This window comes from Methanoregula formicica SMSP (genome assembly GCF_000327485.1).
Lineage (GTDB): Archaea > Halobacteriota > Methanomicrobia > Methanomicrobiales > Methanospirillaceae > Methanoregula > Methanoregula formicica.
Genome location: NC_019943.1, coordinates 2,367,937 through 2,393,874, shown reverse-complemented (window position 1 = coordinate 2,393,874; position 25,938 = coordinate 2,367,937). Strand labels below are relative to the sequence as shown.

Genomic DNA, 25,938 nt, shown 5'->3' with positions numbered 1-25,938 from the left:
CCCGGTCATGTTCACTCGTCCTCGCTGATGCTCTGGCTCGCTTCACATCACCTCGCTGTTTTTCTTCGGTTGATTGTTGGGATGAGGACGCCCCTGGCTTGTCGCGCTGCTCCGGCGCCAGCGGCTGCAAGGGCCCGCTCCTCGCATACCGCTCCCGCGGAATGCTCGTCGCTGATCATTCCCTCTTCTGAAAAAGAATTGTTTCTATTTTTTCATTCAATAATTTAACAGATTCATCAGAAAGCGGCAAATCAACTTCAATCACCGATTCATCAATTTTTGTCGGATTGATGTAATGATAAGACGTGATTTTGAATTTTAAATTACTGTGATAATTTCTTTTTTGACGAGATTTCAATATCGTTAAAATAAGGTCCACAATGGATTTTACCAAAAGAATTGAAGCTGTTCCTAGTCCGAGATAGACTACTATTTCCGGACCGCTTTCGTGGCATTCTAAAACAAATTGCTCGTTGCTCTTTTCAATTAAAACGGCTCCTTCATTTCGAATAGGTCCACAGGGAGAGATGAATTTATTTACTGCGTTCCATGTTTCAGGCCAATGATTGAAACAACAACATCCGCCATCGTCGGGAGTAATTTTCAAAGAAATGTAGTCCTCAAATTTTTCTGGTGTTTTTAATAGTGGAATTGCTATCTTAAGATCACGTTCGAGAGGAATCATATTCTCACTTATAATTACAGAATAGCTCACGTATGACCTGATTAATTGAACCTATTCCGATATCGATTTTCACCCCATTTTTCCAAAGCGTTAAAAAAATTCCGGAAATACACTGTTTGTGGTTCGTAAAACGAACCAGGAGCTACCACAACTATGGCAGATTTCGTACAGAAAACAGTAGTAAAGTCAGCGGTTCGCAATCTCGCGATACCGATTGCAGACGTGGCGGCGTTCAACACGATCGTCCAGTCGATCATCACCGACAACCCGTTTGCCTGCACAGCCTATGAGAGCGGTGGCGTCAACCACGCACCGGTCGAGAAGAGCAAGGAAGCCTACGTAGCGAAAGTCGTGTATCAGGACAATGATGCAAAGACCGTGGGCACGGACTCATCGAAGTTCAACACGATCGCCGGATTCAATGCCGGCGCAACGGCCCTGCTCGGCAACACCGCTCTGGCCGCAGCCCACGGGGGCTCGCCGGTCCGGGACACCCCGAACGAGACCTATTCGGCAACCCTCAAATGCCACGATGCCAGTGGTGAGATGTACATCGTGAACTTCTCCCGTGACCAGATCACCATCTCGTCCTACGAAGACGACGCGATCCGGACCCGGATTGAGACCTGGGCGGATACCGTCGCAGCTCTGGCCTGATCACTTCAGACGAATTAACCCGGAGGGGAGGCGACCCCCCGGTCCCTCTCTTTTTGGTTCTCTCGTCGCTTGCGGAGGACCGTAATTGGATCTTGATACGTTAGGGATTCTGCTGGGAGTCGTACTCCCGATCTATCCCATGCTGTTTGTCATCCACCAGAAGATTGGCAAATATGATGAGATCGTCGAGGAGTTCAAGAAACTCCGGACGGAACACGAAAGTTACAAGGAGAGATACCATGGAACCTGAAAACGCAATGCAGCCGGTTGCAACTGTGACTGGCCTGTACCGGGGAAAGTTTAGCGGGCTCGAGCCGCTGACCCCGGATAAACCGCTCACTCCGGAAGAAGTGCGCCGTAACCCCATTTTCTATGAACTGGCCCTGCACCCCAAGCAGGGAGATGAGAACCTGATTATTGATGTGATCTATGACAACCTCGCGCCCATCCGGCTGCGGGACCTTTACCGGGGAACGGACATTCCGCGGAATGTCCAGTTCTGGCCGGACTGGTTCGACATTCCCCCCTATCAGGAAATGCGGGATATCGATGGCCGCCGGGTCTATCCCCGGGCCCCAGGAAAGCACACGGTCCAGATACGGACCGGTCGCCGGAAGTGGGCACAGATGGGCCGGGTCCGGGATTTCAGCCCGGAGAATGGCGGGTATACCAGCCCGGTCTTCGAGGTCCTGATCGCCCAGGGCGTGGCTGCCGATGACTGACGGGTCGGCGGTCCGCACATTCTGGTGCGGGGTATTGCACGCGATCGGGGCATTCGACCTGTCCGCTCTCACCGATGCGGAGAAGGCCGATATTGCCGGGCGGACAACCTGGTTCTGGCTTGGCGAAGTGAGCATGGCCGGAGTCCTGGCTGGGATCATTGCGGTCCCTGCGGGGATCTGGTTTGCGGGCCGGACCGAGTTGTCCCTGGCATTCATCGGGGCGGCTGTCCTGTTCCTGCCGCTCTTTGTCTTCCTGCCGAAGCTGATCCAGCGCGGCATGAAGGCGGATACTGATGCGGCGATCGATACGTTCGGGAAGAATGGGCAGGTGAAGAAGGTCTTCTGGGCCCTGTTCGTCGCGATGGCGGGGCTGGTGCTGGCCCGGGTCCTGGACCCTGCGACAGCTCAGCAGATTGTCGGGATTATCACGTCGGGGGTGCCGTAAGGGACCGGGTTTTCACCCGGAAAACGAAACTGGCTTGGGTCGGGACGGCGATATTTTAGTGTCCCTTCGGGGATACTAGGGGTAGAAGGGCGGGGAGAGATCCTCGCCCAATCTGTTTTTTTTTATTACGGTGAAACACAATTTTTATTTCTTATCCATCCCGAACTCCCGCATCGCGGCTTCTATCTCTCTGATTCTGTCCTGACTTATTGCCTTGTTATCGGTGATTGAAAAGTTAATATGAATCCGGATTCCCTTGTCATTCTCAATGTCCTTGAGGATCTTTGTGAAAAATGACATCCATTTCTGTTTTGTCAGTTCTCCCTGCCAAATTACCTGTTCGTCCGCATAGGTGCCGTGTTCTGCAATAGGGAATTCCTCACCAGGGATCTGGGTATGGATTTCTCTGACAGAGATTGTGGTATTTGCACAGATTTTTCCCGAATGTGCAGATATCTGATAAACACCGGCAGCGCCCGGGGATGTAAAATTACCCAGGTCATCAATTTCCCCGCCATTTACTTCCCAAACAATTGCCTCCACGTCAATGGGTTGATCATATTGGTCGTATCCTTTCACACTGAAGGTAAACGACTCATTGGGTTTGCATTCACCCTGATGTGAGACGATTTCCAGAGTTGTAAGGCATGCGGGTTTTCTTGTTCTAACAAGGTATTCTTCAGCTTCCTGTGAGGTGATGATGAATATATCATCAGAAATTTCTATTTCAAGGGGACTGACGGATGTTTTGTAGAGGAACGGATCATACTTGGTACCTGCTTTTCCGACATATGCCAATACGCCGTTAGTGACACCTCGAACGATTGCATCCTTGACACGTTCGGGATGAGTGAGCCGGGGGAAGAGCGGAGATGCATAAAAGACATTCTGCACCGAGCGAGTACTCCATTCCTTAAACGCCGGAGGCCAGTTCCGTATCAGGAAGTTTGGACTTACATCGTCAGTGATATCACCATCATTGCGGAGCCGGTCCAGAATTAGGCGGACCATGGAATCAGCAGAACTTGAATGAACAAGGCCAAGGTCAATAACCCTGAGGGTGTTGTCTTTGCCAAGAACAGCAATTTTTTTGTATGTCCTCCAGACGCTCTCTTTTACATCCCGTGCTGCTTTGCCGACATGTTCATCGAGTTGTTTCTTCTGGGTGTCGTCAAGGCCAAGTTCATCTTTTTCACCTTTGATCTCTTCCCATGCAAGAACCTTTTTCGTATCATCTTTCAGCTGATTGATGTCATCTGCTACGGCCCAGATGAGAGCGTTTTTGAATGTCCGGGCGGAAGAACCAGACTCTTTGGTCATCTTGTCGATGCATTCGAGGGTGCGTGAGTCCGTGGCCGGGTAACCCGGAGAAATTATGATAAGCTTGAGTTGTGCGGAATCCGGGATTTGACCACTCTTCGTCGGGAAATAAATCCTTTCGATACCCCCGCCAACAGTGAAGACTTTCCGGATTTCTTCAAGTAACCGCTCGTCGATCTTTTTGGGATCCACACTTGCTTTCCGGTCAGCGAGAACCTTGGACAGGTTCGGCTTCATGCTGAACCAGTACCGGTTTTTGGAGACATCGAGATAGAAACAGGCTCCGTTTGGTGGAGCGAGTGCTTCAAGTACGGTCTCGATGTTACCGATATCCAGGTCCGGCTCCCCGACCGCGAGTCGTATCTCCGAGAGCGTCGCTTCTGCAGTCCTTGCCTGACCCCCATTGGATTCGAAGAAGATGGTTGTTGCTACTTTGCGGTGGAGCCGGGCTTTCCGGATCGGTTCAGTTGCTTCCGCGTCAAGTCGTGTAGCATTCGAGTCACTCTTACCGCAGATATCGGTTGTTACTGCCGCTTCAAGCCTCGATTCCCCAAGCTGTTCAAAGACTGCAGCACGGAAAAGGGATTCATCAAGAGGGGCGGAACCGATCCCGATAAGGATGTCTTTATGCTTACCGAGATAGCCCTCCCGATAAGCCTGAGAGACCCAAAGAGCAAGCATACGCAATACTCCGCGGGTCTGCTGGAACCGGGGGAGTGCCCGCCATTTTCGTTCAAAGACTGATATAACTAGCGGATGAAAAGGATAGGATGCTTTGAACTCTTCACGGGCCCGGTCAACCGGGAACCATGAAGGTACCTGCTGCCGGTGTTCAACAACCCAGTCCGCATATTCCTGGATGATCTTATTTGCCTCGTTCGGAACACCCTCCCATTCAAAGAGGCGGCGGCGGATGATTTCAGCAGTTTCTTTTTCATGAGAGATCTGGACAGGTTTTCCCACACGGTCAAGGAGTTTCTTGATCCTGTCGTAATCCTCCTGGTCGCTCGGTGTCATCTCAAGCTCAGACGCTGGCACTGAAACGACAAGGACAACGCGATCCATTCCCCGCGCGGCTTCTGAGAGGTTATGGAGGAAAGCATAGAATTGATCGGCAAGCCCGCTCTTGCGGGTGCGGGTCACATAATTCATGAGCTCGTCCATGAGGATGAGGGAGGGCGTGTCTTTTGGCAGGAATTTCCGGATTACGTCCCCGGAAGGAGCGGTCAGTTTTTCCTCGTGCTCCTTGAGAATTTTCAGCGCTTTCTCTCCGCCGAGCTGAAATGCGATTTCACCCCACGGAGTTTTCCGCAGCGGCGTCCCGTCATCGCCACCGCGGCCAGACAAAGAATCGAATTCTTTCCCGTCGAAGATGGCAATGGCGGCGTTGGGCACGGTGTCGATCTCTGCACGGTTGAGAATGGTCATGACCCCGGGCAGGTTATTTGCAGCCGGACCTTCCTTTGCCAGATGGTAGAGGAGCGTGAGGGAGTGTGTTTTTCCCCCGCCGAACTGGGTGGCGAGATTGAAGACGGCAGAGGTCTGTGTGCGTTCACCGGAGAGGCGGCGTATCACTTCGGCAGCGAGACCGGTAAGATTCTCAGTGAGGTACGTTCTTTTGAAAAACTGTTTTGGGTCGAGATAATCCTCGCTTGCCTGACCATTTCGGACCAGATCCAGGTTGACTGCGAATTCCGCTGCATCTAGCGGTCGTCCTTCTTTGAGATCATCACGGGGAGTGACGATTTTGTACCAGGGTTTTAGTGCCATGTGCCGCCTTCTCAGTTGAGGAGTATTTGCGCCCCTTGATTAAAAAAGTTATAAGATATGATCGGCTGCTGCTTCGTTAATGAGCGCTTGGAATAGTCTCAACACTATAAATCCTCTTAATCAAAGGAATCGAATCGAAATGGTCGTCAAAACTGATAATTCTTGGAATATCCTGCTGGTCCATTACAATCAAAGATGTCCCATCAACCAGTCCGATTTTGGGCTTTTTTGTTGAATGGTTACAGGAAGGAAGTAATTTTTGATGAATGGCATTATCGATCATCTCTCTCGTGATATGCTGGAGTTTGCAGCCTTCGATGAGACTGCCGTGGATGTCCTTTGTTTTTTTGAAACCAATTTTATTTTGTAGTGTCTGAAAAACTTCGATGAGGATATAATCCGTTACTAAAAAAGAATTCAACCCATCAATCATCTGCTCTTGGATCAGGTGGTTCCAGATTGCTTCTGCGGCATCGTGGTTGTTATCTTTATCATAATGAAGGCCGATAAAAAAACAACTGTCCGCAAAAAAGAGCATTTGGCATCTCCTAGTGCCGATATTTTAATGCCACCCGTGACTTCGAATTCACCGTCATCTCAGGATAAAGTGCATATATTTTATTTAACAGACCCTCTGTTGAAAGATTATTGAAATTGATTTTAATGTATGAAACAAGCCCCTTCACATCGTCGTCCAATACATCCCAGATACTATCGGAAAGTTCTCTTCCCTTTTGCGTTAATTGTATCTGTCGGGACGACCCGATCGTATCGACTCTGATTAAACCTATCGCATTGAGGTCTTCGAGTGCTGCACTAACCGTTTCATCAAACGGACCAAAATTATCCGGTTCGAAATTTAACTCATCAAGTAATTCGTTTCCCAGCTTCGTATTCTTCAGTGCGAATAATTCCTTCACAACATGGGTCACACCGGGAATCGGAGCATATTCGATGTCCTTCTTATTCTTCGCCTTCAGTAATGACAAAATTGCCAGTTGTGTAGTGGATAAATTCTCAATCATTTTTTAAACCACTTTTTCTTTTTACTTGCCTTTTCATTGGCCATTTCAGGGTTTTTAATGTGACCGGCGATATTCTTGATCTCCAGGATCTCCCCTTTAATTTTCTCTTTATTCGATAGATAGGTAACTAATTTTTCACTCTCAATGAACTTCGGATACGACTGAATTTCCCGAATGCTTTTTTCGATATTGTGTGAGTTGCAGACTTTAAGTTTCACACTTGAGGACAAATTATCGAATTCGCCGAGATCATATTTTTTGAAGATGTTCGTGTTCAGCACTTTGTCGGGATCAACCACTTTTGAGAACGATGAAAATCCATAATCTCCATCATTGAATACGAAAAAATCCTTTATATCAGTGCTCGGGGGGATAAATTTAGGAATTATATGGTTAGAACTGAAGGAGTCAAATCCAAAGCCGGATCCAAGAATACTGTTGATACGGCTTGTGTCTCCCTTACCAGTCTTTAATTTTGAATTAAGAGCGTGAATCGCGTATGATTCCTTCGATTCCTTACTGAATTTATCCAATTCTGTATGTGCCTTTTCAATGACGAAACCGAACGCCCCGTATTTTTTGTTTTCACAGTTGAATGCAAATAACCGGCATCCGATATCCCAGTACTGTTTCAGGAGTGTTGGTGCAACAAGTGCATAGGCTGAAGGAATAATCGGCATGATGGGGAGGGGTTTGCGTCCGTTGCTTGACTCCTGGCGTTCATGCAAAGCATTGATCAGATCGAGGTATTGTTTTTCTTCCGGGAAAATCCCCATCAGAGGAGGAACAATAATTGCATTGTTCTGGGTACCCCATAACAAATTAAAAATCAAGTCGAGGATTTTTTTCTCGGGTAACTGATTGTAAGGATTGCCATTCGAATCGACCACTGAAATAACAAGGTAAGGTATCGTTCCGAGATCTCTCAATTGTTCTAATCGTAAGGAGATACTCTTGCTGAATTCCTCGCCTCTTTCATGTCCTTGCTTGCTATCATCTGCAATCCGGGAAAGATCGTCAAGACTGATTCTTGTATATACCTCCCCGAGGGGGGTATTGTTTTGAGTAATCAATGGTTTTGCAACATCTAGTTCGGTTTTTGTTGACTTCGTTACACTAACCGATCTGCTCGGAGTGGTGAACGATTTTCCATTTACTTTTATTTTGCAGGAACGGATAAGGGTCTCCGGTTCCCTTGACAGCTCCTCGACCTCAATGTAACTCATACAGCATCTCTGCTAATAATTAGTGAGATTTATAAACTATTAATCCATTCCCGCGCAGAGTGAAAATACGAATTCTGGGGATTAAAGATCGGTGGAAGTACTAAAGCCGCCTCTGATTTTTAATCACAACCCCAATCCCTTCTTCCTCGCGAGCACCCCATCAACCCACCGCTTCTCTTCACACGATTTCGGGTACAACGCCGACAGTGCCTGTGCCAGCCGCCAGAACCGGGGATCTTTGCCGGCTCCGTTATCGACAAGGAATGTCTTGAGAGCATCGCTCCGTCCGGCACCGAAGAGGAGCATGCTCTGATGAACACTGTCAAGCACGGTCTTCCCGAGCACGAGGTCAAAATCTCCCTCCATGGAGGCTTTTGCTGAAATGACTGCATCATCAGCTCCGTCCCCGGTTGATTCGCCGAGCGTTAACTGCTTGCCTTTCCTCTTCGCAACTATAGGGATTTTTGTAACACCCTGTTTCCCGAAGAGAAATTGTGCCCGCTCCGAGACCGGCAGGAGCCGGGCTGTATCGCCCTTGACATCAACCAGTGTCTTCATCTCATCCGGATGAGCCCCGAGCCCCTGGGCAATTTTACGAGCTGTATCGTAATCAAGGATAAACCCGCTCTTTGCCCCGCTCTTTTTCCCGGTGCTCTTCTCATCCTCATCTACGGTGTCATCATCGTCTTGCTCTGATGCTGCCACCCCGTTTATTTCCCCACTGTTTGCAAAGAGTGTCCAGAGCCACATTGCCGTGAGCCGGGCATCCTCTTCAAACCCGCTCGTATCGACATCTTTGAAGATAACTGTGAGTGCCTCCCGTGCGACCGTTTCCCAGACTTTCTCCAGATATTCGTGAAGCAACACCTGTTCCCCATTTGGCTTCTCCACTCGGGAATATCGAGAATAAATTTCGAGTGCGGGGCCGAGGCAAGCAAAGATCGCATCTGCACCGACAACCCCTTCTGCAGCAAGCCGGGGCATCCATTCATGGATCCGGATCGGGAGTTCGTGGAGTACATCCCGCCAGTCGCCCACATCATCGCTACGAACGGAACCATCAGGAGTCTCGCGTGGACGACAGACGAGGTGGATAGAGGAGGCGAGAACCGACCGGTTCTGTGCTAATATCCGTTGAGCCATTTCTGTATCGATTGGCCAGGATCCGACAATCACCCAGCCGGATTCAACAAGTGATTGAAGCATCGTCTCCCATCCGGACGTTGATGTATTAGCGAAAACGATAACTCCAATCCCATTAGGAGCAAGAATTCGACGCCCCTCTTCCATCGCCACGTGCATTCGTGATTCATAAAATTTTTTATTTTTTCCTTCTGCAGCAAATTCATGCCCAGGGGATTGAACAATAATCTCATCATTTTTGGGAGTGAACTGAGTGGTAAAAAGTTCTGGATAGAGTGCGCCTAAACTACGATGAAGCCATACATAAAAAAAGTCTGAAAGATCCGCATATTGAACTGAGTAGTAATACGGGGGATCGGTTACAAATCCTTGAACTGAATCGCTGGGTAATGGATGAGAAGTTGCAGAAGCTAGTTCTACATGACCTTGATGATCTAGTGATGAACACCCATGTCGTAGCATCTTTTCAAGCCAAACAACTTCGGAATTAATATCTCCTGTTACATCACCGAAAAGATTTGTCTCGCAAAAATCGAAAACCATTGGCAATGCTTGTCTGCTAAATGTATTTCCCGCCATGTATTCCGCGGATGATTTCCAACGACACAACGAACTACTTTTATCTGCTAATTTATCGACGATAAATGCCAAACAAGTCTGTAGTGGAATCTCCACCCCTTTATTTCCAGTGGAAATACTTTTATTTCGTACTTTATTTACCAAATTAACCAAATATGAAAGAGATAACAACTGTCGAGATGTAAAATAATTATCCCAGGTATTCATTCCATAAATTGATCCCCGATTAACAAAAGTATGATAATGCGTCGTGGATTCACTCGGGACAAGACTCAACTCACCTGTCCACGCCTTCTTCCTTCGCTCCAGTTCTTCCTTCGCTCGCCGTACCACATCAAGATCTCTCTGTGTAGGTAACCGATAGAACCGTCCTTGCTCGGAGGTTTTCGTCGTCACTACACAGAACATTCGGGCGTCTTCAGTCCCGCCATGCCGAGCCTTGAGCTGTTTCCGCACTGACGCCACTGGAGTAGTATATCCGCAGCAGGGGCATGTCGCCGAACCCCGCTTCACTGTGCCACTCTTCACCTCAGCGGCCTTTGCATCGCGGATAATTTCAATATCTACTCGCTTCTCAACAGGATTTGGAATAAGCTGGAGGGCGACGGAACGGTTAGACTTCTTTGCAAGCCAAAGCGAACGGATAAGCGGAACCTCCACCCCGCATCCCGGACCCTCGCAGGTGATCGTCCTCGCCCAGAGGTAGGCAATTGGTGTCGCACCGCCTGGATCTTTTGGATAATACTCCGCGAGTTCTTTTTCCGCTTCTACTTTCATCCACTTGCCCCATTTCGCCACCTCGTCGGGGAGTAACTCCCCGTACTTCGGGATATATTCAAGTAATACCTTATTGAGCAGCACCGCAACCGGGTTGAGATCACTCGCATATGCATCGGCCCCAGTGCGAAGTGCTTCGAGTGGGATTGATCCCCCTCCAGCAAACGGGTCTACAACTAGCGGGCGAGAACCTGGCTTCCCACCCAATGCTTCATGCGCTGATTGCGTTAGTGCCCGTGCCGTATTCAAATACCGCATATCAGTTGAGTTGTCCCAGTTCGCAAAATCAGCAATGAAATCAAGAAGTGCTGTACGGAGTTCAAGTGGATGGTTAATGATTCGGGACTCTGTATCTGCTTGGTTCCAGAACTGCATCATCTGTTTCTTTGCTTCTGCTTTGAATGATTCCGGGCAGAGTTGATCAGCTGGGTCTGGCCAGAGAGCTGCACAGATCACTGCCCGACAGGCTGCAAGCGGACGGCGAGCCCACCAGATATGCAGCGTCGAGATGTGGCCGTGACGGATTGCTTTTTCCCGACGGGCGTGCACACTGATTTTCTTGATCGGGAGATCGACTTCGATGAGGCGTTTGGGGTAAGGGGGTGAGGTCATGAGAATTCCTGTCCGTCGTAATTGTCTACAGAGAAATAATTGATCAGAATCATTGTTTTGCCCCCAGTATTTTATCCGCTCCGATATGATAATGTTCGATCTTCACGAGTGGCTGCCATCCGAGCCGGGCGGGGTCCTGCACGATAGTGATCTCCGGGTTTGTTGCACAATTGAATACCACATAGAGCCAGTAATCATTTTTCAAACGGCTGGCGGTCTTGTATTCATTGGATGAGAGAGCAACCTCACCAATCGATGCCCGTCCTTTCACTTCAATAAACCGCACTTCTATTGCAGTGCTGGGATCTTCAGGGTGGGGCTTACGGGAGATGAGATCGAATCCTCGGTCTTCTGTCTCTACACTCTGAACCTTCCAGCCTCTCGCTTCCTCTTGGCGTATAACGGCTTGCACAGCAATTCGTTCTATCTCGTCATCTCTGACCATCATTACCATGCCAGGGGATTTTCGCTCTGGATGGGGGAGCACCCACGCCCGGCCAAGATGCCGGATCTCACCGATGCTACATGTCCGTTCCTGCTCCAGTTCTTTTCTTCTCCGGTCAAGTCGGTTATTCAGCTCATCGAGACGGTCCTGCGTTGTCTTGATATTTGCAGGAAGTAAGGAATCGGACACCCCACTCTGCTGCCGCGCAAAGAGATCAATCAACCGGGTATTCTGACGATTGATTAATTCCTTTAAGCTGATCTCGATGTGTCGCTCAATGGTTGCTGTCTGTCTCAGCCGTTCCTGTCTCACTTCATTCAGGAATGTCTGGAGATTATTGTCGAGGAGATAGGATTCAATCTGTGCAGGCTGGGGCATGATCGCGATATCTGGTACATCTGCTCCGGTTTCTGCAGGCTGGAGATCCAGAAACATAGTGGGCTGACGGATGTTCATCAAACCGCCTTGGAACGTTTCAACAACGAAAAGGCGTTGGTGAATACTGTTACCCAACCCATCCTTTACGGATGCAGAGAAAACATCGAGGAGTGCAGGAAGAGTGCGATTCAGATCATAATAGACCGCCCCCTCCCGAAGATCTTTCTGGACTTGTTCCTGGAGATCCTCTCGGACACATTCGAACAGCGGATGACCGGGTGTCACCCATTCGACCGTACTATCCTTTTTCAGGATATCTTTGCTAAAGGCAATCTTCTGGTACTCTTTTCCCAGCGTTCCGTACCGGGGTTCCAGCCTCTCACCCACAATCTGCAGGCTTCTGGGAATTTTCCCCAACCGATACATATGCGAACCATGGGAAGTCTCCTTGGGAACAACTCCGCATACTGCTCCTGACTGGATGAAGAAGTCCTCGATAACCTCTGGAACAAGCCGGCGCTCTTTTGCTTCTTCGCGTTTCCCGACAATCACGCTCAGGTTCAGTTCACGTTTTGCCAATCCTTCAAGTGCTGAATCGGTTATATGCTTAAACCGCTGGGTATCCACAACCTCCACGATCCGATCAAGTATCATATCGGGACGCAGGTTCTGTGAGTACATATCCCGAAGCATCTTTTCGAGTGAATTCGCCGGGAAAATATCACCGAGAACGTTGAAGATTTTCCCAGTGCGGCCAGGATCAAGATCGTCTTCAATCTGCCGTATCCGATCAAACAATGTTTGAAGAACTCTCCCCTCGCGTGTATTGGTTGCAACAAAATTGAAGATCAGGCAATCTTTTTCTTGCCCGTACCGGTGGATACGTCCCATCCGCTGCTCAAGCCGGACCGGATTCCATGGTATATCATAATTGACCATGAACCAACAGAATTGGAGATTGATACCTTCTCCTGCTGCCTCCGTCGCAACCATAATCTGACAATTCTCTCGGAAATCCTTCTCTGCACAGAGGCGGGTCCCGGGTTCATTGCGGTTACCTACCTTCATTCCTCCATGGATCTGTGTAACGGTGAGCCCCCAGGCCCGTAGCTTTTCAACGAGATAGTCAAGGGTGTCCTTATGCTCAGTGAAGATAAGGAGTTTCATTGACGGATCTTTAAAGATCCCTTGCGTGGTTATTGCCTCACGAAGTTTGGTAAGTTTAGTTTCGATCTCTTTGTTCTCAAGAACCTTGGCCTGCCCGATTAGGAGACCCAATGTGGTTATCTCACTTCGCAAATCAGCGGGATTGTACGAGATTACAGCATTTTCCAGTTCTGCAAGTACCTCTTGTTGCTCTTCATCGGTAAGATCGTAATAATCCTCGGGGACTCTCTTCTCTATCTGCTTCTTCCGGTACGCTTCTGGATCTTTGAGAATAATTTCCCTTTTTTCTTTCATCCGTTCGAGACTACGTCTCACGGCGTACATACTGGATGCAAACCGCCGCTGCAACATTGCCATAGTGAACCCGAGGGCCCTACCTCGGATAGAATTGTCGGCTGCCGCCTTGATTGACTGGTCTTCGACAAACCGCGTGAGTCCATCGTAAAATTCGAGTTCCTCATCATTGATCTCAAACCCGATTGTCCGGACGTTTCGTTTAGTAAACAGACTGATTGTTTTGCCGGTTTCTGGATCTGGGAAAGAGACGAGAGCTTCTTTGACACGGCGAAGATAAAACGGAGCACTCCGGTTCTCGATTGCTTTCTCAAGGCTCTTGATATCTCCATACACATCCTTGTCAAGCAGTTCAAGGAACAATCGGAAATTATCAGGATCACCCTTATGGGGCGTTGCTGTCATTAGCAGAAAATGATCCGTCATCTCCGACAAGTGTTCGCCCAATTGATAGGCGAGGGTCTTTTTATCTTCATTGTAAGCACTCATCTTGTGCGCTTCATCGACGATGATGAGATCCCAATGACTCCGCAGAAGGCTCTGATTCGCATCTTCAATGCGTGAGACCCATGAAATTGACGTCACGGCCTGATCATACTGTTGCCAGGGATTCTGGCCATACATCGAGCGAAGATCCTCAGCATTAACAATTTTAAAGGATTCGCGGAATTTTTCATGCATCTCACGTTGCCATTGGAATGTGAGGTTTGCCGGTGTCACTAAAAGAATTCGTTTTATAAGGCCCCGTATTTTTAATTCTTTAATCAGAAGTCCGGCCATGATGGTTTTACCAGCACCGGGGTCATCGGCCAGGAGAAACCGTATGCGGGGAAGATTCAGAAAATAATCATACACCGCTTCAAGCTGGTGAGGGAGAGGATCGATACGAGCAATAGAGAGGGTAAAATAGGGGTCGTATTCGTATGCAAGTCCTAGACGTATTGCCTCAACCCCGAGACGGAACTTACGGGCATCGCCGGTAAATGAGTCCTGTTCTCCCAAAAAAATCAGAGACGGCAATTGATCATAAGAAAGAGTCCTGCGGTGAACCGATTTTGTTTGAAGACCTTCCCCGATAATCTCAATTGATTTGTCACCTTTGGGTATCGTAGTAATAATCTGGATAGGTTCAGGAAAAAGGGGCCCTTCCAGGCAGGTATTTGGTTTAAGTTTATTGAGCAAATCCCGGATGCCGGTATTCTGATTAGATTCTGTCGTTAATTTCCCTCCGATTACTAATCATGGTCTTTGAATCGAAAAAGGTTTAGGAATTCGATTTTGAAAAAGATATCATCCCTTCAGCAAAATCTAAGTCCCGCCTCCCACAGAGTATTATTATTCAGCTCAAGAGGCCAAGGGCGGGAGTGAAGTATGGTAAATTTTAGATGTACAGAGCCGGTCGCAGAGCGGTGCGAGCACGGCGAAGCTGTGCGAAGCATGCGACGCGGGCGGCGATCTACGGGTGATTATCCTCCGGACCGCCCACCCTGGAGTCCCGCCCACCCTGGAGTCCCGCCCACCACACCGAGGGCGGGAACCATCGTGTCCGGCTGGTAGGAGATCGGTCGGTCATGTTCACTCGTCCTCGCTGATGCTCCGGCTCGCTTCACATCACCTCCCTTGTTTTCCGGATTGTCCTGTTGGTAGGATGACGCCCCTGGCTTGTCGCGATGCTCCGGCGCCAGCGGCTGCCCCGGCCCGCTCCTCACACCATGCTCCGCATCGTGTTCGTCGCTGTGTACTGAGCAAGTGAATAACGCTCAGTGACTCGCTCGCGCGACGCATCAGGGGCTCGGACTCACCGCTGATGCGGCTCGTTACCTTCGCACCCTGAAGCGGCGCTCCCTCGGGCCGCTGGGCCACTACCCACCTCCCGCTTCGCTCCTCCCGCCCAGGGGCGGGCAGTCATAGCGATAGGACGGAGGTCGGTTTCATGTCGGGGGAGGGAGGACAAAGCGACGGTTACCGGACGCATCAGCGGACGGTCGCTCGCTTTGTCGGGCGGGTCCAACCGGGGCGATCGCGTACCAACAGGAAACCGAGAGGGCGGGTGATGGTCACACGGCGCGGTTACGGGACGCATCAGCGGCCTGTCGCGTTGTGTGCCTGGGCGGGCCTTGCGTAAAAATAAAAATTAAATTCTGCGCAATTGCCTTATTTCTCAAATCGGACAACGCACCGCTTTTACTTTCACCCTGCGCACGGCGGAGAGTTATATGCTCTAACGTCGATGAATGTATGGTGAAAATCACCGTGACGCCAAACACAAAAACAGATGTTAAGTTCGAGCACATAGGGGCGGCTCGCCTCTATAACGGCTCGGTCCGTATCGATGTCAAGACCATGCAGGCGGTTATCCCCGCCGGGGAAGTCTGCAGGCTCGAAGACCACTGGCCCGCGCCGGTCTACGATATATCGGATGTAATGAAGAGTGCAGACGCGGCCCCGGTCGGGAAAGCTTGGATCACCCGGTCCGGTAAAGCCGTGATGATCTCGATCAACGATGTGCAGTACGTCGCCCCGCTCGCACAGGTAAAAGGGATGCTCAAGGGCGAGCGGAAATATGCGAACGTCTCGACTATGCAGCCCGTCGGGGTGACCGCATGAAAGCCGCTGACGTAAAAGCACAGATCAACGAGAGGATCATAAAATCCCTCTCGGAGGGAAAGATCCCCTGGCTGAAACCGTGGACGGAGAACGGCCCGCGTAACCTCTTCAGCGGCAGGGCATACACCGGGCTGAACCGGTTGATCCTCGGACTCAGCTCCTACCCTCTCCCTTTTTGGGCAACCTATCGCCAGTATCTCGCCGCAGGGTTACAGGTCCAGTTCGGAGAACACGGGACCGGGATTATCTACGCAGGCCGGACCGTGAAGACCGACACCAAGACCGATGAAAACGGCAAGGAGACCGAGAACAAAAAACAAATCCGTTTCCTGAAAGCCTTTGTAGTTTTCAATATCGCCCAGACTGATTATCAGGAGAAGGGCTACAAGCTCCCGGACCTGAAAGAGAACGCCCACCTTCTCGGATGCGATGCAGTTATTCAGGACTACACGGACCGGCACTCAATACGGGTTACGGCGGGAAACCGTGCCGCCTACTCCCCGCAGATGGATATCATCACCTGCCCGGAGATCGGCCAGTTCAGAACCTCCGAGTACTATTATGCGACGATGTTTCACGAGTGCATCCACTCCACCGGGCCCCGGCTCGACCGGTTCAAGAGGACCGATCCGGTCTGCTTCGGGTCCGACACCTACGGGCGCGAAGAACTGGTCGCCGAGATCGGGAGTGCATACCTGGCTGCGCTCACCGGCATCGACTCAACGGCGATAATTCAGAATCAGGCGGCATACCTCCAGAACTGGGCCACGGCGATCAAGGCTGATGCCGATCTCGTGATGTATGCAGCCGGCAGGGCAGAGAAGGCAGCGGATTTCATGATCGGGGCTTCTGCCCCGGTCCCCACCGGCGCAATCGGGACAGATGCAGCGGAAGAGGTGACGGCATGACCTCGATTTATGATGCCATGCCGATCAAGGTTCTCGAAGAACTCGAACGCATCGAAACCCGGATACCCGTCATAGAGCGCCGGGCATTCATGCTGCAGGCTGAAGCGCAGGATCTCCGCTACCGGCACGATGAGATTATCGCATCGTGGAAAGCCCGGGCCGCGTGGGAGGGCTTAGATAATCTGGTGGAACAGAGGCACCGGGAGGACGCGATCGCGTGGGCCTGCGATCCGCTGCCGAGTGGGATCCCCACTCAGTGATGAGGTATCCCATGATCAGTCGTAAAAAACTCTGGGAGTACCGGAAAAAACGATCAACTATTTTTGGGCTGGTGAAAAGCCTGCGCTGGTGGCTGCACCGGGTGAAGAAGAGGATCATTTTCTGGTACAGGAAAAAGGTGGCCCGGACAGGGACACCGTGACGCCAATCAAAGAGCCCTGCCGGGTTGGTACATAATCGACGCCCGGCATTATCTTTCTTGGCAAAAGTAGGCCCACCCCGAAGGCTCGCGCGACGGGCCCGCCCTGCGGTCCCGTATCCGGCTCGCCTTCTCCCGCCCCCCGCCGCGCTCCCGTGTGCCTGTTTTGTTGGGCTGCTCTGATCTTCCTGGGCCCGCCCGATGCTCGCGCGACACGGCGAAGGTCGCCGTGTTTCGGCTCGCATCCACCCACCCCCAACCGGAAACCTTCCCCCGTGGTTATCGCATCTGACTGCCCGCCCTTTCAAGGGCGGGAGGAGCGAAGCGGGCGGTGGGTCGTGGCCGCAGTGGCCCGAACGAGCACCGCGACAGGGGCGCGAAGGTAATGAGCCGCATCAGCGGCGAGTCCGAGCCCCCTGTGCGTCGTGCGAGTGAGTCACTGAACGTACAGCATATGCCCGATCAACAGCGACGAACACGATGCGGAGCATGGTGTGAGGAGCGGGCCGGAGCAGCCGCTGGTGCCGGAGCAACGCGACAAGCCAGGGGCGTCATCCTATCAACAGGACAACCCCGGAGAACAGGGAGGTGATGTGAGCGGAACGGGCGCAAGCCCGTGGAGACGAACATGACCGAGCGTCTTCATGCCAGCCGCCCAGGAATAGTTTCACAACGCCCTCGCCATCCTCACATAATCTCGCGAGCTAAATTCAGGGCATGGTATTCCTTTGGTGCGGGTTACATCTCACTGATGAAGAGCGCCAGCAGGATCCGTTTGCAAACCCGTTCCTTATTCCCTGTAAAAATATCGAGTGCAGTTTGTTTCGGGAAGAACTTCCCTTCTGCAGTCATCTGATTACTGCGGAGATACAAAAAAAGTAGTTCATTGCCGTGTGGATCGCCGCCCCGCTCCGCACGCTTCGTGCACCTTCGGCGCACTCGCACCTGCTCCGCGGACCGGCTCAACAATGCGCTCTCCCTCCCCTCGGCGTGGTGGGGAGGGGTAGGGGCGGGGCGGTCCGGAAGACTGTAAAACAGCGCGTCACGGTCCCGGATTGTAAAAGATTCTAACTTATTGTCAGGAATCTGGTCGGGGGTACTCTGTTCATACACTCTTTCACAGGATTTCGCTTTGAAAAAAGCGATTCCCCCTCACTATTTCCTGCAATTCCCTGATTTTGTCATATCCCGTACACCCGGAATATCCAGAACAGCAAAAGGATCATTACCGCAACGCCCGCAACAACCACAACAGGTCGAATCCCGATCAGTTCCGGCACCGTCTCGGCCGGGAAAGCGCCGCGGTTCAGGATGGTACTCGCGAGGATCGGGTAAAGGCGTGCGAAGATCCCGGCCCCGATTGCTATCCCGACGGCCCCGAAGAATGCGTCCAGCGCCCCGGTCCCGACTGCACCTGCGGCCGTGCCGGGACAGTACCCGAGCAGGGCAAAACCGGCCCCGAAGATAAGGCCACCGACTACCGTTGAGCCGATTGATCCACTCCGGCAGTGAAGGTGTGCAATTCTCGCCAACTTCATGGCATAGACTCCGATCATGCCGATGAGCACGGCCGAGAGCATCACCTTGACGACCGTAAAGTCCGTGAGGAGGAGCTGCCCGATGATCATGTCATAATTTGTCACTCCGGCTTTCTGGAGCAGGAAGCCGAACGCGATGCCGGTCAGAAGCCCGAGGAGCACCTGGACATTCCTGTTGTTCCTGATGGTTTCAATGGACATCTCTCCACCTCACGGGAACCGGAACCCGAACAGCAGCCCCGCCACCAGGATCCCTCCGATGAAGAAGCAGGCAGCCGCAACCCAGCTTGAGAGGGCGAGCTGGAGTGTTCCCGAGATGCCGTGCCCGGAGGTGCAGCCCCCGGCCCAGCGTGCCCCAAGGCCGACAAGGATCCCCCCGATGAGTGCAGCAGCGAACCGGAATGCCGCATCCGGCCCAACGGCCGCAGCAAAGAACGGGGGCACCGCTACGATTCCGAACGTGCCGGACAAGAATGACGAGAGGAACGCTCCGATCACAATCCCGATAATGAGCACCCAGTACCAGTCAATGCACGGGACGAACTTTTGGTAATACGGCATCTCCCGTGTCTTCCCGCCCGAGAGCCCCGCCTCTACCATGCCGGCCGTGCTCGAGAAGCCCGTTGAGCACCCAAGCGGGTGGTCGGAGAGCACAAATACTGTCCAGATCAGGACCCCGATCCCCGCGCCGGCAAGGTACGGTGACCAGCTTGCCATGGTGAACCATTCGATCATGGTATTCCTGCATGGAACGGGGCGCTCTCCGCACTTATACCCTTTCACGCTGACATCAGGTTCTCCTGCCCGTACCGAACATTTCTTAACCGGCCGCGACAAGTACCCGATCAGCAATGAAACAGATCTCGTTCCGGTTCCGTGTCTATATCATGGTCTTCCTCTCGGTAGTATGCCTCGGAACTCTCGGCATCAGCCTTGCGGAAGGGATGCATCCCTTTGACGCCTTCTATTTTCTCATCGTAACCGTCGCGACCGTGGGCTACGGTGACATCCATCCCGGACGGTCCCGGGCAAGATCCTCACGCTTGCCATCATCACCGGAGTAGGCTGTTTTGTCGGCGTGGCAGCAAACTCCATCGAGTCCATGATCGATGAAAGGGAACGCAGGAGCCAGTTTGAGAAACTGAACATGATCATCGGGCTCTTCTTCTCGGAGGTCGGCACGAATCTTTTGAAGATCATGAGTTCCAGCGACCCGGCCGCAGCCGAAATCCGCTCGGCCCTGGTCGTCTCAAACAACTGGATCGATGCCGATTTTTCCAAAGCGCGTACCCTGATCGAGAAGCACACCTACACCATCGACAGCTGCGCCGTGCCCATGGACGAACTCTACCAGTTCCTCAAAGAGAAGAAGGGCTTTCTCCTGATGATCCTGGATGATGTAGTCGCGATGTTGAATGCCGCGTTCACTTCGGCGTGCGCGACAAAACCGCAGTACGGGCCTCGAAATGCTTCCGTGTCCTCCGCCCGAAGTGCCCGCAGCGGCTGCACCGCTTGGACATATACTCCGGGTTCACGTAGATGACCGGGATCCCGCGATCGAGCGCCTCGGCAAAGGAAACGATCTGACGGCAGATGGTATGGAGTGCCGACTTGAATTTTTTTCGTTTGCGGGTCTTGGCTTTTTTGAGTTTCCAGTGTTTTCCTTCTTTGTAGTGTTTTGTGCAGTTTTTTGTGGAGTGCGAATGGACATAGTGGATGTTTTTCCCGAGTTTCATTACTTTCCCACTCTTCGGGTCGGCGGCAACGGCAATGTGGCCGGTGGTGTTGAGATCAACGCCGATCCAGTGGGTCGTCAGGGATGTGGATGAATGAAATCTGATCTCCTGTTATACCCAAGTCTGGAGTTCAACCACAGTACAAAACAACATTGACTTCATGAACAGATCTGTTTTGTTAACTCTCCTCCGTTACAGGTGAATACTTCTCTCCTCACGAATATAGGCTGTGGTCCTCAGGGGCCCCGGATTCAAAAAAGGGTGATGATCCATGCAGGATTTAAAAAAAGGCTGCAGGGGAACCCAGTACTCTCTGCAATTTCCATGGGCTCCAAAAAAACAGGTTTTCCCCGTTTGCTCAGACCATCACCGCATAGGCGACAAGCGAGAGGAGGAAGGCAAGGAGCAGCATCGCAAGCGAGAGCGGCGCAACGAATACGAGCATCGCGTTTACCGTGCTTGCAAGCTGCGAGATCCGGTTGGAGCCGAAGACCACGATATGCTCGCAGTGCGCCGTTGCAGCAGCGCTTTCGGCAGGGGTGAGATCGTCGATAGCCACCCGGACGGCCTGCATGATGTGGGGGAGGAACTCTTCGACCTGGACATTCAGCCCTATCGGGTTCTTGCCGGTGATGGTGTTCACGACGTGCGAATCAGTGGTCATCACCTCCGCGTTGTCTACGAGAGTGCGGACTTCCTTCAGGATAACCTCACGGACACCGGCTGCCATGTTGTTGCCGTCAATTAAGATGTAGGCGGTCTTCTGGCCGTCTGCCTCCACAAGCATCACCTGAATGCCGAGGTCCCCGAAGCCCTGCTCCCGGGTGTACGGGACCGTGACCTGCGAGACGCCGATCCGGAACGGGTGGAGGGGAGCAGCGCGGCACACCTCCATCGCATCCATGGCTGCCTTCTGGTACTCCTGTGCGGTCAGCGTGGCGAGGAGGACCGGCGACGAAAGATCGGTCATGCAGTTGTGCGCATCCACGACCGCAACATGGGGGAACCAGCGGTGCCCCTCTGCCATGATGGTGGATCCGATCGAGAAGTCCACGTCTTCGGTCCGGTGCGGGAAGCGGGTCGTGACAAGGAGCACCGAGTCCCCGAACTTCTGGCAGAGCACGGTGACCGTCCCGACCGTTACGATCGCAGACCTGCCCGTCCCGGCCGAATAGGCGAGGTTCGTCCGTGACTCTTTCAAAGCCGCGATCACCTTGTTACTCTCGGACTCGGAGACGAGGTTGAAGTCGTGCGTGGCGCACCCGTGTGCCACCAGGGTCTCGTCCTCCATGCTCTCGTGCAGGATTTTGGGGAGGTTTCCCCCGCCGATCTCGCCCATGGGCCCGGGATGGAGGTTGGGGACCGTGAACATGACCGACTTCTTCTTCCCGCGACGGAAGAAGAAACTCACCTGCGGGACAAAGATCTCTTCGCCAATCTCCCGGAAGAAGTCCTCCATGCCCTTCGAGCCGTCCGTCATGTGGGCGATGAACGCGTTGATGAACGCGAGCCCCCGTATTTTGAATGCTTTTTTCAGCGGGCGCTCGATCATCCAGATGAGGATGGCAAAACCCAGCCCAAAGACAAGGTGGAGGACGAGCGCGAAGATGGCAAACGAGGAGGAGAAAAGGAGCATGCCGGCAAGGATCCCGATTCCACTCTGCGTGATGGCCGGAAGCACCATCCACGGCACGCGGTAGTCCGCGATAGCGACCAGCACGAAGAGTCGGAGCCCGAAGATGAACCCGAGCGAGATGGCATAGAAGAGCGGGAGGTGGGTAATCGAGACAGCTATCGAGGCAAGCGTGATGATGACTGCAAAGACCGTGCAGGCAAGCGCAAGCAGGGCCGAGCGGTTCCAGGTCATGGTCTTGCCGCTCCACTCGATGATCGGTTTTGTCAGCACGAATGCGGCAATGGCGGGGATGGTGAACGCGATCGTACCCGAAAAGAGGAACTTCTCCGGCAGGGGGAAGAGGTCGGAGAGGAGGTCCGGGACGGGGAACGCGATGATCCCCGATGAGGGCAGGCTCAGCCATGCCCGGGCGTTCGCTCCGTCGATGATAAGGCCGAGGAGGATGATTAAGATGAGCGACCGCTGCCACGTGGGTGCGGTGAAGATGTATTTCGTGAGCTGCCCGAGCCGTACATCGTGTCCCTGCGACATTTATGCAAAACCTCCGAGGACCAGTTCGTGGCGGTCGTTTTCCGACCGGACGTGTGCGGTCGCGTAGGTGACCGGGCGGGAGTAGAACGGGGCATTGAGTGTGATGCTCTCGTACTCCCCACCCTCGCCGGCAATGTTGATGCGTCGGGTTGCGGCAATACGTTTGAGCCGGCGGATGAGGGCGTCGTCAAACCGTGCGCCGAGGAAGCTGGCATCGAGCCCTTCCGCTGCCGTGACGATGATCCGGGCGTCCAGCCGCTCTGCCACCTCATGGAGGAGGGCCTCCGGATCCATGTGCCAGAGCGGGGTGAATAGTTCCAACTCGAGCCTGTCAGTGATCGCCTTCACGCGGGCAGCCTGGTACTCCGAGGCCACCGCACCGGCTACCACGCCCTCAACATCGAGCGCTGCAAGGCCTGTTTCCAGGTCCTTGAGTTCCTCCTCCTTGTTCCCCTCGGTGGCAATCTCCACGTACTCAATGCCCGCGACCTTCGCGATGACCGGCACAATGTCGAGGTTTGCCGAGTGGAACATGTAGGAGTCGCGGTTCTTTGGCCGGGCGGTTACGAGATACCGGACATCCTTTCCGCTATCAATGGCCTTCTGGCACGAGAGGATCGAGTCTTTTCCTCCGGATGTCAGCGCCGCCCAGCTCATTCTTCTTCTCCTACTGTTTTGGGGCCGGCAGTTCCCCGAAGTTCTTCTTATACCGGGCTTCCATGGTGTCCCACGTGGGCAGGTGGGTCTGGCATCCCACGTGTTCTACGACATGCGATGCGGTAACAGTCCCGATCTTACAGCAGGTAAGCGGGTCGTACTCCCGCACATACGCGGAGAGGAACCCGGCCCGGTACGAATCGCCGGCACCGGTGGGATCGGCAAGAGTGACCGGAACGACCGGGATGAAGTGCTCCTTTCCCTTCGTGTAGAGCGTGCTCCCATCCCCGCTCATGGTGAAGATGGCCATGCCGACCCGGGCAATGAGGGCATCCCTCGTGATCCCGAGCGTTTCGCACATCTGCTTCACTTCGTGCTGGTTGGCGAAGAGGATGTCCGCATTCGAGATGATCGAATCCAGCTGCTCTTTATTGTACCAGAAGACATCCTGCCCCGGGTCGAATGAGACGAATTCGCCCTTGTCGGCAACTCGGCAGTTGAATTCCGGGTCTGCGGTTGCCATGTGGACGAGCGGGAGGGCCGGTGCCTCGGAGGTCCGGAACGCCCTTGACGCACCCCATTCAAAGAAGGTCATCTGGTCGCCCGTTTCGTCGGTGAACATGAAGGCCGTGGGCGTGTGGGCGTCCGGCACAATAAAGAACTGCTGGCCAACGCCGAGTTTTGTCATCCACCGGTCATAGTCGCTGCCTTTAAAGTCGCTCCCCACGCAGGAGTGGAGCGTTACCTTCTCACCGAGCATGGCGATACCGGCCGCGATATTAGCCGCCCCGCCGCCATAATAGATCTGGCGGTCGGTGATATGGGTCGAGCAGTTCTTCTCCGGTAAGTGGGCTACTTTCGATATGTGGTCGATGGCCGTGTGGCCGACGATATGGATCATAGTTCCTGCACATCCACGAGTTTTAAGGGCACGTCGCGGAGAGCCTTGCCGATGGTCGACTTTGCGATCCGCTCGGCATGCTCCTTACTTTCGGCCCTGAAGACTTTCATCTCCAGGACGAGCCCGACGAGCGCGGTGTCGGCGACAACGATCGCGCTCGAGAGCGTCTCCTCGCAGTACGGGCAGGTCAGGAACCCTTCCTCAACTTCAACGAATTTTGCGGCCGGGTTCAGGCGTTTGCCTGCCTCGCTGATCGCGATCCCGATGGCGTCGTCCAGCGTCTTGACATCGCGGACAAGCCATGCCGCTTCCATAGTAACCAGGTAATCTCCCATACTATTTCCTCACCAGTTCTCGTGATGTACGTGCTCCCCGACAGCCATCCGTGGCGGCGACTGTGCGGGCTCTTTTCCCTTCCCCACGACCAGCAGGGCAACAGGCCGGAGGTGTTGCGGCAGGTCCAGGACCTCGCGTACGCCCTCATCGTCGAACGCACCGGTCCAGCAGCTTTCGAGGCCCCGGGCCCGGGCGGCAAGCATCATATACGTGCAGGCGATCGTTGCGTCTTCCAGCGCATAGAGGATCCCCCTCTCCCCGTACCGCGACATGGAGCGGACATAGTTCGAGCAGACAATAAGGATGAGCGGTGCCTGCCCGACATGCTCCTGGTTAAATGCGGCCTCAGCGAGTGCTTCCCGGGTCTCCTCTTCCGTCACCACAACCACGTCCCACGCCTCCAGGTTCCCAGCGCTCGGGGCGGTGCTTGCGCATTTCAGGAGGTAATCGAGATCCTCTCCCGATACGGGCTCGCCCGTAAAGTCCCGGACCGATGCCCGCCCGGCAAGGAACGCGTAAAAATCAGAGGAGTCCATGTTCCGAGAGTACCTGCCATGCTTCCTGCGCCGGCGTTGTCGCGGCGCTGACAGCCGCCCCGATCTTCAGCGATGCCTGGTCCGGCTGGTCGCTCTCGACAAGGGAGATCGCTTCGCTTAAGGAATTGATTGCCTTCTGGAATGACGAATGACCAGTACTGTGGACCGCAAACTGGAGTTCGGCCCTTGTTGCCTCCATCACCATGATGAGCATGCGGCGGGCCCCGGTCTTTTCCGGGTCCTTGAACCCGGTGAGCGCAACACAGAGCTGGGACACCATGATCAGCTCGGATTTTGCCCGTTCGCCGAACTGGTAATTCTTGACTGCAGTTGGAAGATCCATAGTCACCATAGTCATTGGGATAAAAGATAGTTATCCTTGGCGGAATGAAGCGGGTGGTAAGCCTGCAGGAGAAATGTTCAGGAAAAGATTGTTTGAGGTATTTTTAGGGAACCTCAACCCATGATGGGCCCGTTATAAAAAAAGGATTACCGGGAAGACTTGGCCTTTGCACCGAGCGCGGAGACCTTTGCCCGCTTCATGTGCCGGCGGATCATGGGGTTTGCGGTGGACTCATTCATGCCCGAGCCGCCCGAGCGGTCGCCGCCGCGCCTGCCGCCGCGTCCGCCACGTGCACCGCCGCGGCCTCCCTGTGCCTCGGCGATCATGTCAAGCTGCTGTACTTTTGCTCCTGCCTTGAAGCGCTGGTTTGGACCCGGGGTTTTTGCCTCGCCCTCCTTCTTGGGGACGAGCCGGATCTGGCCCTTTACGCCTTTTACCTGAGCCCAGAGGGTTGTGCCTGTCTTGCCCATAATAAACTCCTTACTTTATTCGTCCGTGCCTGTGATAAACCTTTAGGCTCCGAGTGGTTCGAAGAACCACGAGGAG

Annotated in this window: 28 protein-coding genes; 11 read left to right on the top strand and 17 right to left on the bottom strand. The window is 53.1% G+C overall.

Translation table 11 applies throughout. The annotated features are described in order from the left end of the window. Positions 1-175: 175 nt before the first annotated feature. The gene (locus METFOR_RS11895; protein ID WP_048110985.1) at positions 176-685 is read right to left on the bottom strand and encodes a hypothetical protein; all 510 of its coding nucleotides are present in this window, start codon (positions 683-685) and stop codon (positions 176-178) included. A gap of 153 nt (positions 686-838) precedes the next feature. Here METFOR_RS11895 and METFOR_RS11890 point away from each other — a divergent pair, with 153 nt between their 5' ends. From METFOR_RS11890 to METFOR_RS11880, 4 genes are all read left to right on the top strand, one after another. After that, positions 839-1,342, top strand: a complete 504-nt coding sequence (locus tag METFOR_RS11890) for a hypothetical protein (RefSeq protein WP_015286397.1) — start codon at positions 839-841, stop codon at positions 1,340-1,342. An 85-nt stretch (positions 1,343-1,427) separates the two neighbouring features. After that, positions 1,428-1,592, top strand: a complete 165-nt coding sequence (locus METFOR_RS15850; RefSeq protein ID WP_199483992.1) for a hypothetical protein — start codon at positions 1,428-1,430, stop codon at positions 1,590-1,592. Continuing rightward, the gene (locus tag METFOR_RS11885; protein WP_015286395.1) at positions 1,582-2,064 is read left to right on the top strand and encodes a hypothetical protein; all 483 of its coding nucleotides are present in this window, start codon (positions 1,582-1,584) and stop codon (positions 2,062-2,064) included. Before METFOR_RS15850 ends, METFOR_RS11885 begins: the two co-directional genes overlap by 11 nt. Next, complete coding sequence (locus tag METFOR_RS11880) at positions 2,057-2,509, top strand: hypothetical protein (protein WP_015286394.1); 453 nt, start codon at positions 2,057-2,059, stop codon at positions 2,507-2,509. The genes METFOR_RS11885 and METFOR_RS11880 overlap by 8 nt, the downstream gene beginning before the upstream one ends. 144 nt (positions 2,510-2,653) lie before the next feature. Here the strand turns inward: METFOR_RS11880 and METFOR_RS11875 are convergent, their stop codons facing one another. The 6 genes from METFOR_RS11875 to METFOR_RS11850 all read right to left on the bottom strand — a co-directional run bounded on the left by METFOR_RS11875 (position 2,654) and on the right by METFOR_RS11850 (position 14,247). Continuing rightward, positions 2,654-5,257: an ATP-binding protein gene (locus tag METFOR_RS11875; protein ID WP_233504506.1), complete on the bottom strand. Its 2,604-nt coding sequence runs from the start codon at positions 5,255-5,257 to the stop codon at positions 2,654-2,656. A gap of 418 nt (positions 5,258-5,675) precedes the next feature. Further along, positions 5,676-6,137: a type II toxin-antitoxin system VapC family toxin gene (locus METFOR_RS11870; RefSeq protein ID WP_015286392.1), complete on the bottom strand. Its 462-nt coding sequence runs from the start codon at positions 6,135-6,137 to the stop codon at positions 5,676-5,678. A gap of 10 nt (positions 6,138-6,147) precedes the next feature. Continuing rightward, positions 6,148-6,624 carry a hypothetical protein gene (locus tag METFOR_RS11865; RefSeq protein ID WP_015286391.1) on the bottom strand — a complete coding sequence of 159 codons (477 nt, stop codon included), beginning with the start codon at positions 6,622-6,624 and terminating at the stop codon, positions 6,148-6,150. Then, on the bottom strand, positions 6,621-7,850 hold the full coding sequence (locus tag METFOR_RS11860) for a hypothetical protein (RefSeq protein ID WP_015286390.1): 1,230 nt from the start codon (positions 7,848-7,850) through the stop codon (positions 6,621-6,623). The genes METFOR_RS11865 and METFOR_RS11860 overlap by 4 nt, the downstream gene beginning before the upstream one ends. A gap of 123 nt (positions 7,851-7,973) precedes the next feature. After that, positions 7,974-10,961 (bottom strand): DUF1156 domain-containing protein, encoded by a 2,988-nt coding sequence (locus tag METFOR_RS11855; protein WP_015286389.1) that lies wholly within the window; start codon positions 10,959-10,961, stop codon positions 7,974-7,976. A 49-nt stretch (positions 10,962-11,010) separates the two neighbouring features. Next, positions 11,011-14,247, bottom strand: coding sequence for a helicase-related protein (locus tag METFOR_RS11850; RefSeq protein ID WP_199483991.1), 3,237 nt, complete (start codon positions 14,245-14,247; stop codon positions 11,011-11,013). Positions 14,248-15,483: 1,236 nt separating this feature from the next. Between METFOR_RS11850 and METFOR_RS11845 the strand changes: the two genes are divergently transcribed. The 4 genes from METFOR_RS11845 to METFOR_RS15660 are packed head-to-tail and all read left to right on the top strand — an operon-like array spanning position 15,484 to position 17,181. Then, a complete protein-coding gene (locus METFOR_RS11845) occupies positions 15,484-15,852 on the top strand; it encodes a hypothetical protein (RefSeq protein WP_015286387.1) in 369 nt (122 codons plus the stop codon). Further along, positions 15,849-16,760, top strand: a complete 912-nt coding sequence (locus METFOR_RS11840; RefSeq protein ID WP_015286386.1) for an ArdC family protein — start codon at positions 15,849-15,851, stop codon at positions 16,758-16,760. The genes METFOR_RS11845 and METFOR_RS11840 overlap by 4 nt, the downstream gene beginning before the upstream one ends. After that, positions 16,757-17,020, top strand: a complete 264-nt coding sequence (locus METFOR_RS11835) for a hypothetical protein (protein WP_015286385.1) — start codon at positions 16,757-16,759, stop codon at positions 17,018-17,020. Before METFOR_RS11840 ends, METFOR_RS11835 begins: the two co-directional genes overlap by 4 nt. A gap of 11 nt (positions 17,021-17,031) precedes the next feature. Then, positions 17,032-17,181, top strand: coding sequence for a hypothetical protein (locus tag METFOR_RS15660; protein ID WP_015286384.1), 150 nt, complete (start codon positions 17,032-17,034; stop codon positions 17,179-17,181). Positions 17,182-18,359: 1,178 nt separating this feature from the next. On the opposite strand, the gene METFOR_RS11825 is transcribed toward METFOR_RS15660, so the two are convergent. Together METFOR_RS11825 and METFOR_RS11820 are read right to left on the bottom strand one after the other, a co-directional pair. Continuing rightward, entirely contained in the window at positions 18,360-18,917 is a 558-nt protein-coding gene (locus METFOR_RS11825) for a YeeE/YedE thiosulfate transporter family protein (RefSeq protein WP_015286383.1), read from the bottom strand. A 9-nt stretch (positions 18,918-18,926) separates the two neighbouring features. Next, positions 18,927-19,451 carry a YeeE/YedE thiosulfate transporter family protein gene (locus METFOR_RS11820; RefSeq protein ID WP_015286382.1) on the bottom strand — a complete coding sequence of 175 codons (525 nt, stop codon included), beginning with the start codon at positions 19,449-19,451 and terminating at the stop codon, positions 18,927-18,929. Between the two features lie 116 nt (positions 19,452-19,567). On the opposite strand from METFOR_RS11820, the gene METFOR_RS14700 reads away from it, so the two are divergent. After that, positions 19,568-19,780 (top strand): potassium channel family protein, encoded by a 213-nt coding sequence (locus tag METFOR_RS14700; protein ID WP_052310797.1) that lies wholly within the window; start codon positions 19,568-19,570, stop codon positions 19,778-19,780. 14 nt (positions 19,781-19,794) lie between these two features. Beyond that, positions 19,795-20,259 carry a hypothetical protein gene (locus METFOR_RS15445; RefSeq protein ID WP_052310796.1) on the top strand — a complete coding sequence of 155 codons (465 nt, stop codon included), beginning with the start codon at positions 19,795-19,797 and terminating at the stop codon, positions 20,257-20,259. Here METFOR_RS15445 and METFOR_RS16225 read toward each other — a convergent pair. After that, positions 20,141-20,452 carry a zinc ribbon domain-containing protein gene (locus METFOR_RS16225; protein ID WP_083883436.1) on the bottom strand — a complete coding sequence of 104 codons (312 nt, stop codon included), beginning with the start codon at positions 20,450-20,452 and terminating at the stop codon, positions 20,141-20,143. The two genes, METFOR_RS15445 and METFOR_RS16225, sit on opposite strands and share 119 nt — an antisense overlap. Between METFOR_RS16225 and METFOR_RS16080 the strand changes: the two genes are divergently transcribed. Next, complete coding sequence (locus tag METFOR_RS16080) at positions 20,420-20,545, top strand: hypothetical protein (protein WP_267878658.1); 126 nt, start codon at positions 20,420-20,422, stop codon at positions 20,543-20,545. The two genes, METFOR_RS16225 and METFOR_RS16080, sit on opposite strands and share 33 nt — an antisense overlap. A gap of 265 nt (positions 20,546-20,810) precedes the next feature. On the opposite strand, the gene METFOR_RS11805 is transcribed toward METFOR_RS16080, so the two are convergent. The 7 genes from METFOR_RS11805 to METFOR_RS11775 all read right to left on the bottom strand — a co-directional run bounded on the left by METFOR_RS11805 (position 20,811) and on the right by METFOR_RS11775 (position 25,862). After that, positions 20,811-22,619 carry a DUF2070 family protein gene (locus tag METFOR_RS11805; protein ID WP_015286381.1) on the bottom strand — a complete coding sequence of 603 codons (1,809 nt, stop codon included), beginning with the start codon at positions 22,617-22,619 and terminating at the stop codon, positions 20,811-20,813. Beyond that, on the bottom strand, positions 22,620-23,276 hold the full coding sequence (locus METFOR_RS11800; protein ID WP_015286380.1) for a diphthine--ammonia ligase: 657 nt from the start codon (positions 23,274-23,276) through the stop codon (positions 22,620-22,622). A gap of 10 nt (positions 23,277-23,286) precedes the next feature. Then, on the bottom strand, positions 23,287-24,177 hold the full coding sequence (locus tag METFOR_RS11795; protein ID WP_015286379.1) for a carbohydrate kinase family protein: 891 nt from the start codon (positions 24,175-24,177) through the stop codon (positions 23,287-23,289). Continuing rightward, positions 24,174-24,512, bottom strand: coding sequence for a DUF555 domain-containing protein (locus tag METFOR_RS11790; RefSeq protein ID WP_015286378.1), 339 nt, complete (start codon positions 24,510-24,512; stop codon positions 24,174-24,176). Before METFOR_RS11790 ends, METFOR_RS11795 begins: the two co-directional genes overlap by 4 nt. A 9-nt stretch (positions 24,513-24,521) precedes the next feature. Then, entirely contained in the window at positions 24,522-25,049 is a 528-nt protein-coding gene (locus tag METFOR_RS11785; protein WP_015286377.1) for a nitroreductase family protein, read from the bottom strand. Continuing rightward, entirely contained in the window at positions 25,036-25,392 is a 357-nt protein-coding gene (locus METFOR_RS11780; RefSeq protein ID WP_048110982.1) for a hypothetical protein, read from the bottom strand. The genes METFOR_RS11785 and METFOR_RS11780 overlap by 14 nt, the downstream gene beginning before the upstream one ends. A 146-nt stretch (positions 25,393-25,538) precedes the next feature. Beyond that, a complete protein-coding gene (locus METFOR_RS11775) occupies positions 25,539-25,862 on the bottom strand; it encodes a DUF5350 domain-containing protein (RefSeq protein ID WP_015286375.1) in 324 nt (107 codons plus the stop codon). Positions 25,863-25,938: the final 76 nt, after the last annotated feature.

Coding starts and splice junctions, on each gene's coding strand:
- METFOR_RS11895 (WP_048110985.1), bottom strand. CDS start 685: ATGATTCCTCTCGAACGTGATCTTAAGATAGCAATTCCACTATTAAAA.
- METFOR_RS11890 (WP_015286397.1), top strand. CDS start 839: ATGGCAGATTTCGTACAGAAAACAGTAGTAAAGTCAGCGGTTCGCAAT.
- METFOR_RS11885 (WP_015286395.1), top strand. CDS start 1,582: ATGGAACCTGAAAACGCAATGCAGCCGGTTGCAACTGTGACTGGCCTG.
- METFOR_RS11880 (WP_015286394.1), top strand. CDS start 2,057: ATGACTGACGGGTCGGCGGTCCGCACATTCTGGTGCGGGGTATTGCAC.
- METFOR_RS11875 (WP_233504506.1), bottom strand. CDS start 5,257: ATGACCATTCTCAACCGTGCAGAGATCGACACCGTGCCCAACGCCGCC.
- METFOR_RS11870 (WP_015286392.1), bottom strand. CDS start 6,137: ATGCTCTTTTTTGCGGACAGTTGTTTTTTTATCGGCCTTCATTATGAT.
- METFOR_RS11865 (WP_015286391.1), bottom strand. CDS start 6,624: ATGATTGAGAATTTATCCACTACACAACTGGCAATTTTGTCATTACTG.
- METFOR_RS11860 (WP_015286390.1), bottom strand. CDS start 7,850: ATGAGTTACATTGAGGTCGAGGAGCTGTCAAGGGAACCGGAGACCCTT.
- METFOR_RS11855 (WP_015286389.1), bottom strand. CDS start 10,961: ATGACCTCACCCCCTTACCCCAAACGCCTCATCGAAGTCGATCTCCCG.
- METFOR_RS11845 (WP_015286387.1), top strand. CDS start 15,484: ATGGTGAAAATCACCGTGACGCCAAACACAAAAACAGATGTTAAGTTC.
- METFOR_RS11840 (WP_015286386.1), top strand. CDS start 15,849: ATGAAAGCCGCTGACGTAAAAGCACAGATCAACGAGAGGATCATAAAA.
- METFOR_RS11835 (WP_015286385.1), top strand. CDS start 16,757: ATGACCTCGATTTATGATGCCATGCCGATCAAGGTTCTCGAAGAACTC.
- METFOR_RS15660 (WP_015286384.1), top strand. CDS start 17,032: ATGATCAGTCGTAAAAAACTCTGGGAGTACCGGAAAAAACGATCAACT.
- METFOR_RS11825 (WP_015286383.1), bottom strand. CDS start 18,917: ATGTCCATTGAAACCATCAGGAACAACAGGAATGTCCAGGTGCTCCTC.
- METFOR_RS11820 (WP_015286382.1), bottom strand. CDS start 19,451: ATGATCGAATGGTTCACCATGGCAAGCTGGTCACCGTACCTTGCCGGC.
- METFOR_RS14700 (WP_052310797.1), top strand. CDS start 19,568: ATGAAACAGATCTCGTTCCGGTTCCGTGTCTATATCATGGTCTTCCTC.
- METFOR_RS16080 (WP_267878658.1), top strand. CDS start 20,420: ATGGACATAGTGGATGTTTTTCCCGAGTTTCATTACTTTCCCACTCTT.
- METFOR_RS16225 (WP_083883436.1), bottom strand. CDS start 20,452: ATGAAACTCGGGAAAAACATCCACTATGTCCATTCGCACTCCACAAAA.
- METFOR_RS11805 (WP_015286381.1), bottom strand. CDS start 22,619: ATGTCGCAGGGACACGATGTACGGCTCGGGCAGCTCACGAAATACATC.
- METFOR_RS11800 (WP_015286380.1), bottom strand. CDS start 23,276: ATGAGCTGGGCGGCGCTGACATCCGGAGGAAAAGACTCGATCCTCTCG.
- METFOR_RS11795 (WP_015286379.1), bottom strand. CDS start 24,177: ATGATCCATATCGTCGGCCACACGGCCATCGACCACATATCGAAAGTA.
- METFOR_RS11790 (WP_015286378.1), bottom strand. CDS start 24,512: ATGGGAGATTACCTGGTTACTATGGAAGCGGCATGGCTTGTCCGCGAT.
- METFOR_RS11785 (WP_015286377.1), bottom strand. CDS start 25,049: ATGGACTCCTCTGATTTTTACGCGTTCCTTGCCGGGCGGGCATCGGTC.
- METFOR_RS11780 (WP_048110982.1), bottom strand. CDS start 25,392: ATGGATCTTCCAACTGCAGTCAAGAATTACCAGTTCGGCGAACGGGCA.
- METFOR_RS11775 (WP_015286375.1), bottom strand. CDS start 25,862: ATGGGCAAGACAGGCACAACCCTCTGGGCTCAGGTAAAAGGCGTAAAG.